At 59.3% G+C, this 17215-nt stretch carries 16 protein-coding genes; 7 read left to right on the top strand and 9 right to left on the bottom strand.

The genetic code is table 11. The features are described 5' to 3' along the window. From H1S06_RS13120 to H1S06_RS13110, 3 genes are all read left to right on the top strand, one after another. The coding region (locus H1S06_RS13120; RefSeq protein WP_181740910.1) for an IS5 family transposase at nucleotides 1–531 on the top strand (531 nt) is incomplete at its 5' end. Nucleotides 532–1126: 595 nt separating this feature from the next. After that, nucleotides 1127–1459: a hypothetical protein gene (locus H1S06_RS13115; protein ID WP_181740908.1), complete on the top strand. Its 333-nt coding sequence runs from the start codon at nucleotides 1127–1129 to the stop codon at nucleotides 1457–1459. After that, the gene (locus H1S06_RS13110; protein ID WP_181740906.1) at nucleotides 1434–3293 is read left to right on the top strand and encodes a relaxase/mobilization nuclease domain-containing protein; all 1860 of its coding nucleotides are present in this window, start codon (nucleotides 1434–1436) and stop codon (nucleotides 3291–3293) included. Before H1S06_RS13115 ends, H1S06_RS13110 begins: the two co-directional genes overlap by 26 nt. A gap of 268 nt (nucleotides 3294–3561) precedes the next feature. On the opposite strand, the gene H1S06_RS13105 is transcribed toward H1S06_RS13110, so the two are convergent. From H1S06_RS13105 to H1S06_RS13075, 7 genes are all read right to left on the bottom strand, one after another. Next, nucleotides 3562–3846 carry a hypothetical protein gene (locus H1S06_RS13105; RefSeq protein WP_181740904.1) on the bottom strand — a complete coding sequence of 95 codons (285 nt, stop codon included), beginning with the start codon at nucleotides 3844–3846 and terminating at the stop codon, nucleotides 3562–3564. Nucleotides 3847–4028: 182 nt separating this feature from the next. Beyond that, complete coding sequence (locus H1S06_RS13100) at nucleotides 4029–4676, bottom strand: HAD family hydrolase (protein ID WP_181740902.1); 648 nt, start codon at nucleotides 4674–4676, stop codon at nucleotides 4029–4031. 88 nt (nucleotides 4677–4764) lie between these two features. Beyond that, nucleotides 4765–6807 carry a dipeptide ABC transporter ATP-binding protein gene (locus H1S06_RS13095; RefSeq protein WP_255483079.1) on the bottom strand — a complete coding sequence of 681 codons (2043 nt, stop codon included), beginning with the start codon at nucleotides 6805–6807 and terminating at the stop codon, nucleotides 4765–4767. Nucleotides 6808–6821: 14 nt separating this feature from the next. Continuing rightward, entirely contained in the window at nucleotides 6822–7715 is an 894-nt protein-coding gene (locus H1S06_RS13090) for an ABC transporter permease (RefSeq protein ID WP_181740898.1), read from the bottom strand. A 10-nt stretch (nucleotides 7716–7725) separates the two neighbouring features. Continuing rightward, the gene (locus tag H1S06_RS13085; RefSeq protein ID WP_181740896.1) at nucleotides 7726–8673 is read right to left on the bottom strand and encodes an ABC transporter permease; all 948 of its coding nucleotides are present in this window, start codon (nucleotides 8671–8673) and stop codon (nucleotides 7726–7728) included. Between the two features lie 141 nt (nucleotides 8674–8814). Beyond that, nucleotides 8815–10290 carry an ABC transporter substrate-binding protein gene (locus H1S06_RS13080; RefSeq protein ID WP_181740894.1) on the bottom strand — a complete coding sequence of 492 codons (1476 nt, stop codon included), beginning with the start codon at nucleotides 10288–10290 and terminating at the stop codon, nucleotides 8815–8817. 57 nt (nucleotides 10291–10347) lie between these two features. Beyond that, on the bottom strand, nucleotides 10348–11604 hold the full coding sequence (locus tag H1S06_RS13075) for an alkaline phosphatase family protein (protein WP_181740892.1): 1257 nt from the start codon (nucleotides 11602–11604) through the stop codon (nucleotides 10348–10350). A 561-nt stretch (nucleotides 11605–12165) separates the two neighbouring features. Between H1S06_RS13075 and H1S06_RS13070 the strand changes: the two genes are divergently transcribed. The 4 genes from H1S06_RS13070 to H1S06_RS13055 all read left to right on the top strand — a co-directional run bounded on the left by H1S06_RS13070 (nucleotide 12166) and on the right by H1S06_RS13055 (nucleotide 14674). Further along, nucleotides 12166–13080, top strand: coding sequence for a porin (locus H1S06_RS13070; RefSeq protein WP_181740890.1), 915 nt, complete (start codon nucleotides 12166–12168; stop codon nucleotides 13078–13080). Nucleotides 13081–13202: 122 nt separating this feature from the next. Next, nucleotides 13203–13535: a DMT family transporter gene (locus tag H1S06_RS13065; RefSeq protein WP_181740888.1), complete on the top strand. Its 333-nt coding sequence runs from the start codon at nucleotides 13203–13205 to the stop codon at nucleotides 13533–13535. Nucleotides 13536–13672: 137 nt separating this feature from the next. Further along, nucleotides 13673–14059, top strand: coding sequence for a hypothetical protein (locus H1S06_RS13060; protein ID WP_181740886.1), 387 nt, complete (start codon nucleotides 13673–13675; stop codon nucleotides 14057–14059). A gap of 72 nt (nucleotides 14060–14131) precedes the next feature. After that, a complete protein-coding gene (locus tag H1S06_RS13055; RefSeq protein ID WP_220183874.1) occupies nucleotides 14132–14674 on the top strand; it encodes a DUF411 domain-containing protein in 543 nt (180 codons plus the stop codon). Between the two features lie 63 nt (nucleotides 14675–14737). Here the strand turns inward: H1S06_RS13055 and cydB are convergent, their stop codons facing one another. Beyond that, a complete protein-coding gene (cydB, locus tag H1S06_RS13050) occupies nucleotides 14738–15742 on the bottom strand; it encodes a cytochrome d ubiquinol oxidase subunit II (protein ID WP_181740884.1) in 1005 nt (334 codons plus the stop codon). A gap of 1 nt (nucleotide 15743) precedes the next feature. After that, a complete protein-coding gene (locus tag H1S06_RS13045; RefSeq protein ID WP_181740882.1) occupies nucleotides 15744–17126 on the bottom strand; it encodes a cytochrome ubiquinol oxidase subunit I in 1383 nt (460 codons plus the stop codon). Nucleotides 17127–17215: the final 89 nt, after the last annotated feature.

The raw sequence follows: 17215 nt of genomic DNA, 5'->3' as shown, positions 1-17215 counted from the left end.
GAAGCTCCCAGCTCTACCAAGAACAAAACAGGTGAACGTGATCCGGAGATGCACCAAACCAAAAAAGGGAATCAATGGCACTTCGGCATGAAGGCTCACATCGGGGTTGATGCCCGCACTGGCCTCACGCACAGCTTCACGACAACTGCGGCAAACGAGCACGATCTCAATCAGGCTGACCAGCTACTGCACGGTGAAGAAGCATTCATCTTGGCTGATGCGGGTTACCGGGGCGCCGAAAAGCGAGATGAGCTGAAAGATGTCAGCGCGGACTGGTACATCGCCGAACAGCCAGGGACGCTGAAGACACTCAAAAAACACCCTCGGATCAATAAGGTCAGAATCCGCACCGAGTATCTGAAAGCCAGTATCCGTGCAAAAGTTGAGCATCCGTTTCGGATCATCAAGTGCCAGTTTGGTTTTGTAAAAGCCCGCTACCGTGGCCTGAAGAAAAACGACAGCAAGCTGGCCATGCTGTTCGCGCTGGCCAATATTGTACGGGTGGACCAGATGTTGAGAGCGCAGGGTTAATCCGTCTGTGCTGCCTGAAAAGGCGGTTGCAGTCGGTTAAAAAAGGGGGGAACGTGCGCATTTCATGCCCCAGACACAGAGAAAATGCAATTTTGGTGGCTCTGAGAGGACTTGTTCATACGTTCCCTAATCATCGGCGTTTTTTTGCGGCTCGTCTCGCGATGAATTTTTACCGTTTTTGGTCCTGATGTGCCGGTCTTGTTGCGTGTCAGGCTGGACCAAGAGTGGCTGGCTAAGGTGAAAATCGGGCTGTAATCTGAGGTCGAGCTGGCCGAACATCGCAGTTTGGATGCGGAGAATCTTCGACATCCCGATGAGGGTGCGCCATAATCGTTGGAGGCGGGGCTCGGAGGATCACCTTAGGGAACTTAGGGAACAAGGTGTAACTAACCTCCGGTTAGTTTCAACCCAGCAGCGCTTCGCTCGCTGCCCACGCTCCCTGCGGTCGGTGGGTTGCCTCCGGCCTGGCGGCCTGCGCGTAGGCTTCGCTCCTTTCCAAAAACGGGTGCCAACTGATGACGATGGAGGTTTAACGATGGGCAAACGAGGGCCGGCTCCCAGGCCGAAATCGGAGCATCGGAACACACGTGTTAGCGTGTATTTTTCCGATGATGAGTTGGCTGCCCTCGATCGTCGTCGGGGTGGTCGCAGTCGTGGGCAATGGTTGCGCGAGGCCGGTTTGGGCGAGTTGCCTGCACTGGTGCCCGAGTTGAACCGGCAGGCGTGGGTCGATCTGTCCCGCGTTGCCAGTCTGCTCGGGCGGTACGTTGTAGCGATCGAGGTCGGCAATGCCAAGGGTATGCCGCCGTCAGTGGTGACAGAATTACGCGACCAAGTTCAGCAGTTGCGGAACGATTTATTGGGCATCCAGGTTCCCGACCCTGACTCCGATGAGGTGGACGATGAAGGGCAACGTAACACGCGGTAGCGGTTTTCGCGGCGTACTCGATTATGCGTTTGATGAAGGGAAGAAAGCCACGGGTGACAAAAATGCCGAGCTGATTGGCGGCACGATGTGCGGCACTGATCCGCGATCACTGTCTGCCGAGTTCGGTCATACCCGCCGCATCCGGAAAGACATCAAGCGGCCGGTGTGGCATTGCAGCCTTGCATTGCCTGCCGGTGACAGGCTGACCGGCCAGCAGTGGGAAGAAATTGCTGCCAATTTTTTAAAAAAAATGGGCTTCCCTCCGGATACCCAGTGGGTTGCTGTACGCCACCAGGATACCGATTACGACCACATCCATATCATCGCCAGTCGCGTGTCGTTGTCCGCTCAGGTCTGGTATGGGCAGCATGAGGCGTTCAAGGCTATCGAGGCGACGCAGGCGCTCGAGCGTGAGCACGGGCTGACCATTACCCAGGGGCTTTACGACGAACCGCAGGAAAAAACACGGATTAAGCGGGGCGAGCTGGAAATTTGGAGGGCGACCGGCCAAGTGCCGCCGAAGCTCCGTCTCGAGAAGTTGATACTCGAGGCGGCGAAGGACCAGCCTACCGTTGTGCAGTTTGCCGACCGGCTAGCCGCAGCGGGCGTCGAAGTGCGGGCCAACCTGGCTAGTACCGGCAAGTTGTCGGGATTCAGCTTTTTTCTCGACGGCATCAAATTTAAAGGTAGCAAGATAAACAAAGCGTGCGGCTGGCCGAAGCTGCAAGAAAATCAGGGTGTGACGTATGACGTTGATCGAGACTATGAAGCGCTCAGCGCTTACCGAGCAAGAAAGCAGCCCGCAGTTGAGGGGGGTGCAGCACGTGACCGACTTGCAGCGACAAGTCGAGGCGCTTCTGAACTCGCAGCAGCAGCAACAGCAGCAGCTCGACGCGCATCAGACGCAGTTGCAGGATCATCGGATGATGTTCAGCGAATTCGAAGCCTTGGAGCAGCGGCTGACCGCGTTGTTGCAGGAGCACGATCAACAGAATCGCCAGAACGAAATCAACGTCTTAGAGCAACAATTGAGCGCGCTGTTGCATCAGCAACAGCAGCAACATCAGATTTTAGACAGATTGAACATAACAGTCATCGAGCAGATACGGCGGTGCGACGGGTTGCATTCCGCAGTCAACGAGCAGGCGCGATGCTTGCAGAACTTGGAAACCGTGTTGGTGGGGGCGCTGGACAGCTCGGGGTCATTGGACGTCGATCAGTTGTACAAAGAGGCCAGCAACGACGTAATGCAGGTGATGGAAGTACGCCAAGCGCAAGCGGATGCAGCGTTGCAGCAGTTGGCGAGCAGTGTGACCGAATTGCAGCACTCGGTAAACGAATTGCTCGCGCATCTGAAGCGCTGAGCGCCGTGCGGTTGTTAGTGCAGGCACCAGAGCCGGAGCGCCGGCTGACTGAACCTGTGATAGTGACTGATGATGCACTGGATGCGGCTCTGGCAGCCGCAGTCAGCAAAGCCCAGCAGCAGGCAGTTGAGCAGGATATTCCGCAGCGGCCGGTGATTGAGTCGGACGATTTTGACTACGAGAATGATCCTCTGGCTCAATCAGCATCCCCGCAGCCACGGCAGCGGGGATCTTTACTGTTTAACGCTACTAGCCGCGAGCTGTACCGTGCGCCGAGCACCGAGCAGTTAGCCGAGTTGCAGCGGGAGTTGGGTAGCAGGCCAGAGCCTACGGATGATGAGCTGGCCGATTTGATGCCGGAAGAGTTGGCTGGGTTAATGGAACAATCGGAGCTGAAGCAGGAAACGGGCGAGGATGAAATTAACCTCGATGAGCTTGATGATGAGCCTAGTGGGCCGAGTTTCGGATAACGACCGATGAGTCATAACCTGCTTTTAATTGTGGACCTTGAAGCGACTTGTTGGGAAAGCCACATAGCACCCTCAGGCTCGCGTCAGTCCGTGGATGAAATGGAAATCATTGAATTCGGTTGTGTGATCGCAACACGTGCGGGGGAGGTTTTGGACAAGCGTTCGTTTCTGGTACGGCCGCGGGTTAATCCTGAGCTGAGTCCGTTTTGTCAGTAACTTACTATGATCAGTCAGGCGATGGTGGATGCGGCTCCACTGTTCACTGAGGTTATACCAGAGACCCGAAGACCTTGCAACATTTGTAAGGCTTGTCTCCGGGAATATTCCGCATATGGACCGAGCAGTTGTCCGGCAGGAACAAAAAGCTTCCGGGCCGACAGGAAAAACGGGAAGGTCCTCTTATTTCTTTTTCTCCACTGAGCACGACGATCATAAGAGGCTTGGTAACAGGCACATTCAAAATATTCTGTTCATGAAGCGAGGCATAAAGAGAAAAGTGCCGATTTGTTTTTTCTTCGATTGATTTTCTAGCCTTATCTTTCAAATCTTCCATGAACGCGGGTTCTTCCGTCTTTATCGTTCCATATCTTTTATTTAAGCCGTTTTTCAAGGATATTTGGTATGCCATCCAAAAAAGCTGGACGGCTCTACCTTAAGTGCCTGGGTTCGCGAATTCAACGCCGAAGATGAAATCCTCCGGGCGGGAGCTTCATCTTCGAGCGCTGTCATATTCACTTACCAGTTCACCTTTGCCCAGCCGCGCTGTTGGCACACCTCGGCCAGACGCGGGTCCGGGCTGACGCCGACCGGGTTGTCGACCTGTTCCAATAGCGGCAGGTCGTTGTGCGAGTCGGAGTAGAACCAGCTGCCCTTGGTGTGCTCACCTTGTTGCTCCAGCCAGCGATTCAGATGCAACACTTTCCCCTCTTGATAACAGATTGGCCCGTCAGCCCGACCGGTAATGCGATTATTTTCCAGTTCAATGCGCACGCCGATGGCGTCCTCGATGCCCAGATGAGCGGCGATCGGCTCGACCAGAAAATCGATCGACGCGGAAATGACCAGGCAACGGTCACCGAGAGCCTTGTGGCGGCGGATACTCTCAACTGCCGCAGGCCGAATGCACGGCTGCACATGCTCCTTGATGAACAATTCCACCTCACGGGTCGCTTCGGCCGGAGTTTGACCGATATGCGGGCGCAGCTGCAGCGCCACGTAGTCGTGCATGTCCAGCTGGCCCTGATGGTAGCGGCGGTCGAGTTCCCTGGCATCGTCCATGATGGTCGGGTCGGTCAGGCCCCGGTCGGTCAGGAACTGCAGCCAGAGCAGCGAGCAGTCGGCGTTGATCAGGGTTTCATCCAGGTCGTAGATCGCCAGGGGCATGGTGGTTTCCTTGTGGTGTACAGAGCGTTGAATATGGGGGCTGGCCCGGCGGTGTTGTGTCCGCCGGGTCAAAGTAAGGTTCACTGGTTCAGGCATTGACCGCCTTGATCATCTGCGGGCGGTCGATCAGGGTGGCCAGCGCATCCAGCTCCAGGTGGCAGCGGATGCGGTTGCCGCCATCCGTCTTCCAGGGGGGCAGCTGCTCCTTGCAGCGCGGTTCCGCCAGTGGGCAGCGGCGCTGGTAGGCGCAGCCACGGGCTGGCGGGTACTGTTCGGAACAGTCATCACCCTGAATGACGGGCTGATGATTCGGGTCCGGCTCCAGCACCGCGTTGAGCAGGGTGCGGGTGTAGGGATGATGATGACCTGTGAACACCTCACTCACCGGTCCGACCTGACAGATACGGCCCTGATAGAGCACTGCCACCTGGTCGGCAATCGCCTTGACCACCGCCAGATCGTGGGCGATGAACAGGTAGGTCACGCCACGCTGCTGCTGCAGTTCCTTGAGCAGCTTGAGCACTGCGGCCTGCACCGAGACATCCAGTGCCGATGTCACCTCGTCGCACAGGATCAGGTCAGGATCACCGGCGAAGCAGCGGGCGATGGCCACGCGCTGCTTTTCGCCGCCGGACAGCTGGCCCGGCAGGCGGTCCAGATAGTGCGGTGCCAGGCGTACCAGCGACAGCAGCTCGGCGGCTTTGTCGCGGCATGCGTCATGGTTGAGGCCGAAATAGAGTTTTAACGGTTGCTGCAGAATTTCGAACACCGTGTGGCGCGGGTTCAACGAGGCATCGGGGTTCTGGAAGATCATCTGCACCCGGCGCTTGAGCGCCTTGCTGCGCTGCTCCACCGGCAGGTTGAGGTCGTCCTGTTTGAGCCGGATCTGGCCGTTGCGGGCTGGCTGGATACCGCTGATCGCTCGCATGATGGTGGACTTGCCGCTGCCGGATTCACCCACCAGTGCCAGGGTTTCGCCCTTGTTCAGCTGCAGATCGATGCCGTCCACGGTGGCCACCGGGGCTGGACGCTGCAGCAGCGCATCCATCAGCCCCTGACGGTGGTAGCTGATCTGCACCTGTTCCAGCATCAGCAGCGGTTCATCGCTGCTCTGCACCGGCAGCTGCACCACCTTGGAATCGCTGGCCGGGCGCTTCAGCTCGCCGGCCAGATGACAGCGCACCTGATGACCGGACAGTGCCGCCAGCGGCGCATCCTGCTCACTGCAGATCGGCTGGGCATGAGGGCAGCGGCCGGCGAAGGCACAGCCCTGAGTAATGGAACCCACCTTGGGCGGGTAGCCCGGCAGTGATGGCGGCAGGCCCTCGGCATCGAGACGCGGAATGGCGTCGAGCAACGCACGGGTATAGGGATGGGTCGGCTGCAGCAGCACTTGGTGGCTGCTGCCCAGCTCGATCACCTCGCCGGCGTACATCACCGCGATGCGTTCGCTGATGCGGGCCACGGCCCCCAGATCGTGGCTGACGAACACCATCGCCATGCCCAGTTCCTGACGCAGAGTGCGCAGCAACTCCAGGATATGCGCCTGGGTGGTCACGTCGAGACCGGTGGTGGGTTCGTCCAGAATCAGCAGTTCCGGCTGACCCGCCAGTGCCATGGCCACGGCCACGCGCTGCTGCTGGCCGCCGGAGAGCTGGTGCGGGTAGCGCTCCAGCATCGCCTCGGGAGCGGGCAGGCGGACCTGCTGCAGCAGTTCGATGGCGCGCTGGCGCCACTGGCTGCGGGGCAGGTCGGAGTGCAGTTTCAGCGCCTCGTAGAGCTGGGCATCGATCTTCAGCGTCGGTGTCAGCGACTGACCGGCGTTCTGCGGAATCAGGCCGATACGGCCGCCGCGCAGTGACTGCAGCATCTTCGGCTTGAGCGCGAACAGGTCCTGCTCGTGGAAGCGGATGGTACCGTTCTGTACCTGGGAGCCCGAGCGCAGGAAGGCCATCATCGCCAGTGCCAGCGTGCTTTTGCCACAGCCGGATTCGCCAACCAGTCCCAGCGCTTCGCCGGGCGCGACCTGCAGGCTGACATCGCGCAGCACACTGACCAGCCGCCCCTCGGCGTTGGTATATCCGAGAGTGAAATTGTCTACGTCCAGCATGGGAGTCATTGTCGTGTTCATGGTCTGAGCTTCACTCATACGGGGGCCTTGGCGCGGTCGAGGCCGATCGCCTTGGCCAGTGCATCGGCGGTCAGGTTGATGCTGATAATCAGTGTGGACAGGGCCAGCGCCGGGAAGATCACGGCCCAGGGGGCGATGGAGATCATGCCGCGGCTGTCGGCGATCATCAGGCCCCAGTCCGGGGTCGGCGGTACCACGCCGAAGCCGAGAAAGGAGAGCGAGCTGAATGCCAGCAGCATCCAGGCCCAGCGCATGGCGGCTTCCACCAGCAGGGCATCGAGCACGTTGGGCAGCAATTCGCGCACCACGATGGTCAGGCGTGATTCGCCGCGGGTGCGGGCAGCCAGCACAAAGTCACGCGGCACATATTCCAGCGTGGCACCGCGCACCACGCGCACCACGGCGATGCCGAAGAAGAAGCCCAGTGTCAGCACCAGGGTCCAGGTTTGCTGGCCGACCAGCGCGATCACCAGCAGCAGGAACAGCAGCCAGGGGATGGCCAGCAGCGCATCGATGACACGCATCAACCAGGCGTCAGTGCGACCGCCGACAAAGCCCAGCGTCATGCCGACCAGCCCGCCCCAGCTCACGGCCAGCAGTGTGCCGAGCATGGTCACGGTAATGGCTTCGCGCCCGCCCATCATGGTGCGGCTGAGCAGGTCGCGTCCCATATGGTCGGTGCCGAACCAGAAAGCCTCACTGGGTGCTTGCAGAATCTGGTAGCCGTTCTGCAGTGTCCAGTCGTGTGGTGCCAGCCAGGGCGCCAGAAGGGCCAGCAACAGGTGAAAGATCAGCACGCTCAGTCCGATCATGCCGGAAGGCGAGCGGCGCAGGTTGCTCCACACCTGGCGCCAGCGGGAAGCCGGCTTGGTGACGGGCGTGTTCATGTCCATCGTGATTGCGGTCATCAGGTGTCTCCTAGCGGGTGGTTCTCAGGCGCGGATTTAACGCCAGTGACGACAGGTCGGCGAGCAGATTACACAGTACGTAGACCGTGGCCAGAATCAGTGCGATTGCCTGCACCAGAGGCAGGTCCCGGTCGTAGATGGCACGGATCATCAGGGTGCCGATCCCAGGGTAGTTGAACACCTGCTCGATGATCACCGCTCCGCCGAGCAGCCAGGCCACGGTCAGTGCGATGATATTGATGGTTGGCAACATCGCCGAGGGCAGGGCGTGCAGGCAGACGATACGCCAGAAGGGCACGCCCTTGAGCCGGGCCATTTGCACGAAGTCGCTGGCCATTACATCGATCATTGCCGAACGGACCATGCGCAGGATGTGCGCCATCATCACCAGCGCCAGGGTGATCATCGGCAGCACGATATTGGGCAGCAGCTCGCTGACCGGCGCGTTATGCCGCACCGTGGTCACCGCCGGGAACCACTGCAGCTGGATCGAGAAGATCAGCACCAGTACCGTGGCGGTGACGAATTCGGGGATGGTCATGGCGAAGATGGAACCGCCGGAGATCAGCACATCGGCGGGGCGGTCACGTCGCAGCGCGGCGATGACACCGAGGAAGATCGCCAGCGGAATGCCGATGACGGCAGCGCCCAGCGCCAGCACAGCGGTGTTGCGCATGCGGGTGGCGACCAGATCGTTGATCGGCTTGTCGCGCTTGAGTGATGTGCCGAGACTGCCTTGCAACACGCCCGTACCCCAGTCGGCAAAGCGCTGCAGCGCCGGTTGATCGAGGTTGCGTGCCTGACGGCAGTTTTCCAGCCGGGCACCTTGGGCATCGCGGCCCAGATAGGCGGTACAGACGTCGCCGGGCAAGGCTTCGGTGATGGAAAAGACCAGTACGCAGACGGTCAGCAGGGTAAACAGGGCCATGGCGAGCCGCTGCAGAATCAGTTTCAGCATAGTGTCTTGTGTCGCTTGGTTATCCGATACGTCGCAAGCCCTCTGCAAAGCGGCCATGGCGATTGCCGATTTGCAGAGGGCCCGACAGAGAAGCCTGCGGGTCGCTCGCAGGGAGCGGCCCGCAGGCAGGTCAGTGGTGGCTTATTCCACATTTACCTTGTGCCAGCGGATGGAGAACTGCTCTACCGGGTCCAGTCCGGTCACGTTGCTGCGCAGGGCACGGGTCTGGTTCAGGTGGTAGGGCACCATTTCTCCGCCTTCTTCCCAGAGGATGTTCTGCAGTTTGGCGTACAGCGCCTTGCGCTTGTCGAAGTCCAACTCGGAGCGGGCGTCATCCAGTGCCTGATCAAAGCGCGGGTTGTTGAAAAAGGTTTCGTTCCAGGCCGAATCGGAGCGGAACACTTCGTTCAGAGCCTGGTCGGCCGGACGCTGGGACCAGCGTGAGGCCGAGGCCGGGTGCTTCATCCACACATCGCTCCAGTAACCGTCGGAGGGCACCATGTTCAGATTGACTTTGATACCGGCTTTGGCGGCCTGCTGCTGGTATACCTCGATCATGTGGATCCATTCCGGCTCGTTATCGGCAGCACTGATGGTGACTTCGAGACCGTCCGGGTAGCCGGCTTCACGCAGCAGTTGTTTGGCACCTTCGATGTCTTGCGAACAGTTGATTTCTGCACGGTACTGGTCGCCGGACCAGACCGGGTGGTCACAGGTGACGATACCCGCGTCAGTACCAGATACCAGTGTCATCATCTCCTCACGGTCGACCACCATGCGCAGTGCCTTGCGCACCTTGGGGTTGTCCAGCGGTGCCATATCGGTACGGAAAGCCAGGCCGCGCCATTCGCCGGTGGCGATGGTCTGCAGCTTGAACTGCGGGTTGTTTTCGAACAGGCGCTTCTGCTGCGCGGTGATGCTCTGCTCCAGATCTACCTGTCCGGCCATCAGCGCCTGCACACGGGCCTGGGAGTCGGGGATGCCGATCAGCTCGGCGCCATCGGCCGCCGGCTTGCCTTCCCAGTAGTTGGGGTTGGCCACCAGTACGGTGGTGCCTTCGGAATCCAGCTCTTCCAGCATGAAGGGGCCGGAGCCGATGCCGGTCTTGGCGATGCTGTCACCGCTGTTTTCCGGGATGATGCGTACACGATAGTCCATCAGCAGCAGTGGCAGGTCGGCATGGGGCGAAGACAGCTTGATTTCGAAGCGATAGTCGTCCAGTACCTTGACCTCACTGATGATGCCAAGCACGGCGGCGACCGGGGAGTCGATTTCCGGGTCGTTGATACGCTCCAAGGTGTATTTGATGTCGGCAGCGGTCAGGTCGGAACCATCGTGGAACTTGACGCCCTTGCGCAGCTGGAATGTCCAGGTTTTTGCATCGCTGGAAGCCGACCACTCGGTGGCCAGTTCCGGGCTCGGCTGGCCGTCCTGGCCCTGACGGATCATGCGGGAGTAGAGCATCTGGTTGACTTCAAAGAAGCGGCTCGGCGAAATCGGGTCCAGTGATTCGGCGCCGGCATAGCCGACATCATGGCCGAGTCGGATGGTACCGGCGGCGGCGATAGTACTGGTCAGAGCGGAGGCTATTACCAGAGAGGTCATCAGCTGTTTCATCAGGGTGTCCTGCTTGTGTGAATCGGGTTAATCTTCAGGGTGTGTCAGAGGTCGGCTTCAGGCCTGGCTCCGGTTGGCTTCATCGCTCAGCAGTGAGCGGGCGGCCCAGGGTGTTTCGATGCCGAGAATGTCGGCCAGCGTTGGTGCAAAACGGATACAGTCCGATACTCCCAGTTGCTGCCGCGGGATATCGGGGCCATTGAAAATGCAGAAGCGATGGTCGGCCTCGGTGCCGGGACGCATGCCATGGTTGGAAACGTACTTGGAGGGGCCGTAAAGACCCTCGGTGCCGGGTACGGCGGCCTCGAAGCTGATCTCGGAGCCTTCCGGTACGACAAAGGCCAGCAACTGGTCGCGCAGCGCGGTCGGCATGAAGTCGGTTGACCAAGGCTCCATGCCTTCGCCGATCAGGGTATCGTTGACCTGTTTGGCTTCGGCTTCGTCCTTTGGTTTGATCAGTAGCACGCCACCTTCGCTGGACCAGGTCACTGCGTCGCCCAGCAGGCGATCCACATAAAGGCCTTGAGGCATGGCGGCATGTCCGTGATCGCTGCAGATGGCAAAGTTGTACTGCTGCAGCACACCGGCCTGCTCCAGTCGCGTCAGCAAAGTACCGATCTGGGCGTCGGCGGTACGCAGCGACCAGCGGGTCAGGTCATGATCGGCACCGTACTTGTGCAGGAAGTAGTCGGTGATGGCGATCTCCAGCAGGGTAAAGTCGGGGGCTTGCTCGGAAGTCGCCAGACCCGCGGCCAGGTCCAGCAACTGCTGATCCGCCAGCATGCCCAGCTGCAGTTGGTGCGCTTCGGAGTGATTCGGCGCCACCACCGCTTCGGCATTGAGCGCGGCCAGACGGCCATCAGGATCATGGGTACCGGCGGCACGCAGCCAGCCTGCGTCGGCGGGCTCTGGCGTCGCGTCCTTGCCGCGCATCAGCATCTCATCCGCCCACCAGGGGCCGACATAAAGGCTACAGTCTTCCGGGCGAACCATGCCGTAACCGAGATTGGCTACATCCAGCCCCTGGCGCATGGCCAGGGCCGGCAGTGTCTCGACCTTCACGTCATAGGGACTGGCCCAGCGAAAACCATCTTCGCTCCAGATATGGTTGCCGTAAACACCGTGTTCGGCGGGCGCAACACCGGCAATCATTGAAGTACGTCCGGGGCAGGAGGTACCACACATCTCCGGGCGCAGGGCTGCTGCCTGAGTACCGGTACGGGCCAGGTGGTCCAGGTTTGGCAGGTGACTGCGATAACGTTCGAAATGATCGGCGCTGATACCGTCGATCATGATCATGATCAGTTTGCCCATCGTGCTGCTCCCGGCTGCTTCAAAATCGATGCGGCAAGGTTAGGCATGGGCTGTGTCAAAAAGATGATAAAAAACGGTAATATGCGGGAGTTTTTCCAATCAATCGATTAGAAAAACTAATGCGTTTGGCGTGTCATCCGGTCAGGTCTCCGGATCAATATCGGCGCAACAAATTTCATCGTATTGCCTGCTGTGAGCAGTCCGTAGATTGATGGTGGCCGTAAACGCTGTCTAGCGGCTGGTTGTTTAAAAAATATTGCGACTTTGTGTCGAAAATATTTATTTATGGACGAGCGGTCCATTTTTCCTGCCGCTCTGTCCACCGTTGTGCCTGCTACAGAGTATCCCCAGTTTTTCTATTGGCTCATTTCGTTTTTCTCCGTTTTCAAGCTGGGGCCCTTCCCCAAGAATGCGCTCCGAGTCAGGCCTGAAGCGAGACCTCCTCTTCATTCTTTGGCGGCCTATGGCCGCCTTTTCAGGCTCGACATCCCTTGCGAGCAGCCGTGTTCAGCGCCGCTTGGGAGCACCAAGACCTGTTTACTAACCGAGCTGATGGAAACGATGAAAAAACAACTGATCTGCCTGGCGCTGGCCGGCACGGCAATGACTTCTACGACTGTCCAGGCGGTTGAGATTGCGGATACCGGTATCGATTTTTACGGCAGCCTGCGCATCATGCTGGAACATGCCGAGTACGCCGACGACACCGAGTACAAGGATGCTTCTTCCCGCATCGGCCTTAAGGGCGAGCGTGATCTTGGCGAAGGTCTGAAGGCATTCGCCAAGTACGAAGTGGCGGTCAACCTGGACAACGAAGGCGACAGCATTGGCGACATGCGCTACGGCTACCTGGGCCTGAGCGGTGACTGGGGGGCCATCTCCGGTGGCAAGGTTGCCTCGCCGTTCTATGATGCGGTGGGCTACTACGGCGACTACATGTGGTGGGATTCCGCACCGGTGTACTACACCCTGGATGGCGGTTCCCGTATCGGCCAGTCGGCGCTGTATGAGAGCCCCGATCTGGCAGGCCTGAAGCTGAAGGCGCTGGTGCAGATCGACGATGACGACAACGACGATGAAGGCCAGCACCAGCTGGGCGCCAACTACAGCATCGGCAACCTGACCCTGGGCGCCGCCTATACCGATGCCGCCAACGACAAGGACATCTATGGTCTGTCTGCGTCTTATTCCGGCAACGGCTTCTACATCAACGGCGCCTGGATTGATCGTGATGACACGGGTTCAGGTATCGATGCACTGATCGGCGTGCCGTCCGGCAAGAATCTTTACACTCTGGGACTGTCCAGTCTGGATGATGATGCGGGGACGGATGATTTCGATGCAGTGATTCTGGCGTTCCAGCGTAGTCTGCACAGAGATGTTCTGGTCTGGGTTGAAGCCATGGCCTGGGACGGAACTCTGTACGGCATCGAGGACTCCAACGTGGTTCATGTGGGCATGAACTTCAATTTCTGAGTTTGATGCGCATATTACAAGAGGAGGCATTAGCCTCCTTTTCGTGTTTCCGGGCCGCGGTGAGCGGCTTATAATCGTCTCGGCTTTCAGCAAGAGCCGGGTGGAACGGGCAGGATAAAAGCATGCAAAATTGGCTGTTTCTTTCTATCGCAATTGTGGCCGAAGTCGTAGCGACCTCGGCGCTTAAGTCCAGTGAAGGCTTTTCTCGTCCTCTGCCCTCCATCATCGTGGTGGTTGGTTATTTGATTGCGTTTTATTGCCTGTCACTGACGTTGAAGACCATTCCTGTTGGTGTCGCGTACGCGATTTGGTCCGGTGTAGGGTTGGTTCTGGTGGCTTTGGCTGGTTGGTGGCTACATGGCCAAAAGTTGGATCCGGCAACCATGGCGGGCATGACGCTGATTGTGGCCGGAATCCTGGTGATCAATCTGTTCTCGGCCGGCAGCAGTCATTGATACCTGGAGGTCGGGCCCGCCGTGCTAGGGGAACCATAAGCGCCGTTTGTGTTCCTACTGTTTGCCGACCTCGATGGTATACTGGAAGAGGCAGGCTTCTGGTCCGTCTTTTTCACTCATCGTCACAGTGAGCACCCGTGTCGAAATCGCAGCCCAAAAACCGCACACAGACAATGTACCCGGTCCTGCCGCTGATGCTGCTGGGTCTGGTACTTTTGGTTGGACAGTTGTCGGTCCAGGCCGGGGGACACACGATGGCGCCATCTTCTCTGTTGAGCAGCCATGAAATGCCCTGTGTATCGGCAGATGGCAACTGCCATGCGCAGATGCCGGACGATTGCTGTGCCGATTCGGCGGCGACCTGTGTTATCAAATGTGCCCTGGGGACGGCATGGATCGGCATCGCGCCGGTTCAGGTGACTCTGGCACAGGTTCGTGCTTTACCTCCCCCCGTGTCACAGCGCTTGACCGACCACCCTCCCGAACCGCCTTACCAGCCCCCACGGCTGAGCCGGGTTGCCTGATCAAAGCGGTTTTTTATGATTAACCGGTACCCTCAGATTGAATACTCGGTACCGATCATCGGGAGATACATCATGTTTGCAATACGCAAGAATATCGTCGTTTCCATTGTTTCTGCTCTGGTAGTGTTGGGTGCCGGGACGGTTCAAGCCGGGCCGACCCCATCCGCAACCTCTGCCGACTCTTCGACCGTCAACGAGATGCTGAAGACGGCAGGGGCCGAACATCTGAACGTCTATAAAAGCCCGACCTGTGGGTGCTGTATTGATTGGGCCGAACATGCGGAAGAAAACGGTTTCGGAATCAAAAACTTCCACCCCCAGAATCTGACCCAAATGAAACTGGATTTGGGCATTCAAGGGCGTTTCCATTCCTGTCATACGGCGGTTTCCGAGTCCGGGTATCTGTTCGAGGGCCATGTGCCGGCCAGACTGGTGAAGCAGTTCCTGGCTGATCCGCCCGAGGGTGCACTGGGGCTGACGGTACCCGGCATGCCGATGGGCAGTCCGGGGATGGAAATGGGCGAACGCTTCCAGCCGTATCAAGTACTGCTGATGAAAAAGGGTGGAGATTACGAAATCTACGCGACCATCGATCAGCAGGCTGAGCAATACTGATCCAAGCGCCCTTGGCGACCCTGAGCCCGGGTGGTTGTCACTCGGGCTCAGGCGGACAGCCTGTCAGTGGTAACCATCCTCGGCGTGTACCTTGCCTCGGAAGACGTAATAGGACCAGACCGAGTAGGTCAGAATTACCGGAATGATCAACAGGGCGCCGACCAAAGCGAAGCCCTGGCTGGCCACCGGCGCCGAGGCCTCCCAGATGCTGATCGAGGGCGGGATGACATTGGGCCAGAGGCTGATGCCGAGTCCCAGAAAGCCCAGCGCCATGACGATCAGGCTCATCACGAACGGTCCGGCTTCGCCTCGATCGACCATCTTCAGCAACCACAGACACGCCAGAGCGGTGAACACCGGTAACGGGGCCAGCCAGTACAGGTTGGGCAGGCTGAACCAGCGCTCGGCAATGGCTTCATGGGCCAGCGGCGTCCAGATCGACACCAGCACGATGACGGCCATCAGCAGCCCGACCAGCGGCCGGCTCAGGCGGCGCATGCGTTGCTGCAGGCGGCCTTCGGTTTTCATGATCAGCCAGGTCGATCCCAGTAGAGTGTAGGCAGCGATCAGCGCAATGCCGCAGAACAGCGCAAAGGGGCTGATCCAGCTCAGGGCATGACCGCTGAAGGTATTGTTTTCCACCGGTAGTCCGGATAGGTAGGCCCCCAGTATCACGCCCTGGAAAAAGGTGGCGAGCAGTGAACCGGCGAAAAAGGCCTTGTCCCACAGGTGGCGGCTGCGGGGGCTGGCCTTGGCGCGGGCCTCGAACGCCACACCGCGCAGAATCAGCCCGATCAGCATCATCAGCACCGGAATATACAGCGCGCTCAGAATGACGGCGTAGGCCAATGGAAAGGCGGCCATCAGCCCGGCGCCGCCAAGGATCAGCCAGGTTTCATTGCCGTCCCAGATCGGTGCGATGCTGGCCATCATGCAGTCGCGGTTCTCCTTGTCGGGCACCAGCGGGAACAGTATCCCGACGCCCAGGTCGAAACCATCGGCAACCACGTACAGCAATACGCCAAAAAGAATGATGACGGCCCAGATCAGGGCAGTATCGATACCCATGTCAGTCTCCCGGATGCATATCCGACGGGGAGGTCGGACGGATGGTGGAAAGCGTTGTGTCAATGTCCTGATCGGGTCCCCGGCCGATCAGACGCAGCAGGTAGCGGATGCCGGTACCGAAGATCAGGCCGTATACGATCACCAGCAGTCCCAAAGAGAACACCAGGGTCGACGTGCTGTGATTGCTGCCGGCATCGGCGGTTTTCATCAGGCCGTAGATCACCCAGGGCTGCCGGCCCAGCTCGGTTGTGAACCAGCCGGCCAGCAGCGCGATCAGCCCGGAGGGTCCCATCAGCAGGGTAAAGCGGAGCAGGGTACGGCTCTGGAACAGCCGACCTTTGAGCCAGGCCCAGATGCCCCAGATACCCAGCAGGAACATCAGCAGTCCCAGGCCGACCATCACCCTGAATGACCAGAAAACGGCGGCGGCATTGGGACGCTCGTCGGCCGGGAACTCCGACAGGCCGGGGAAGGTGCCGTCCCAGCTGTGGGTCAGGATCAGGCTGCCCAAACGGGGAATGCCAACGGCAAAGCGGGTGGTCTCGGCGTCGTTGTCCGGCCAGCCGAACAGCAGCAGGGGCACGCCCGCGCCCGGTTCCTCGTTGCGCCAGTGTCCCTCCATGGCGGCGACCTTGGCCGGCTGGTGTTCCAGCGTATTCAGGCCGTGAAAATCACCGGCCAGCATCTGTAGCGGAGCGGTGACCACCAGCATGCCGAGGGCCATGGTCAGCATCTTGCGAATGGCTGGTGTGTTCTTGCCTTTGAGCAGGTGCCAGGCGGCGCTGGCCGCGACCATCAGTGCGGTACTGAGAAAGGCCGCCAGCACCATATGGACCAGTCGGTAGGGAAATGACGGGTTGAAGATGATCGCCATCCAGTCGGTGGGAATCACCTGATTGTCCACAACCTCGAAGCCCGCCGGTGTTTGCATCCAGCTGTTGGAGGCCAGAATCCAGGTCGCGGACACCAGCGTGCCCAGCGCGACCATCAGGGTGGCGAAGAAGTGCAGTCGGCCGCCCACCCGGTTCCAGCCGAACAGCATGACGCCCAGAAAACCGGCTTCAAGGAAGAAGGCGGTCAGGACCTCATAGGTCAGCAGGGGGCCGGTGATGCTGCCCGCAAAACGCGAAAATTCGGGCCAGTTGGTGCCGAACTCGTAGGCCATGACCACGCCGGAAACGACGCCCATGCCGAAGTTGAGCGCAAAGATGCGGCTCCAGAACTGGTACAGCTGCTTGAACACCGGGTTTTGGCTGCGTAGCCAGCAGCCTTCCAGAACGGCCAGGTAGCTTGCCAGGCCGATGGTGATGGCCGGGAAAATGATGTGGAAGGATACAGTAAAGCCAAACTGTATCCGGGCCAGCATCAGGGCTGTGTCGTACATGGAATTCCTCGGATTGAAATCAGTTTGTTCGGGGGTATCGTGTCCAGCGAGTTGCGCCGCGTTCATAGGAAGCAGGGAGGGGCCACTGC

This window comes from Marinobacterium marinum (assembly GCF_013868415.1).
GTDB classification, from domain to species: domain Bacteria; phylum Pseudomonadota; class Gammaproteobacteria; order Pseudomonadales; family Balneatricaceae; genus Marinobacterium; species Marinobacterium marinum.
The sequence above is the reverse complement of the archived record's forward strand: the minus strand, read 5'-3'. Positions and strand labels throughout refer to the sequence as shown.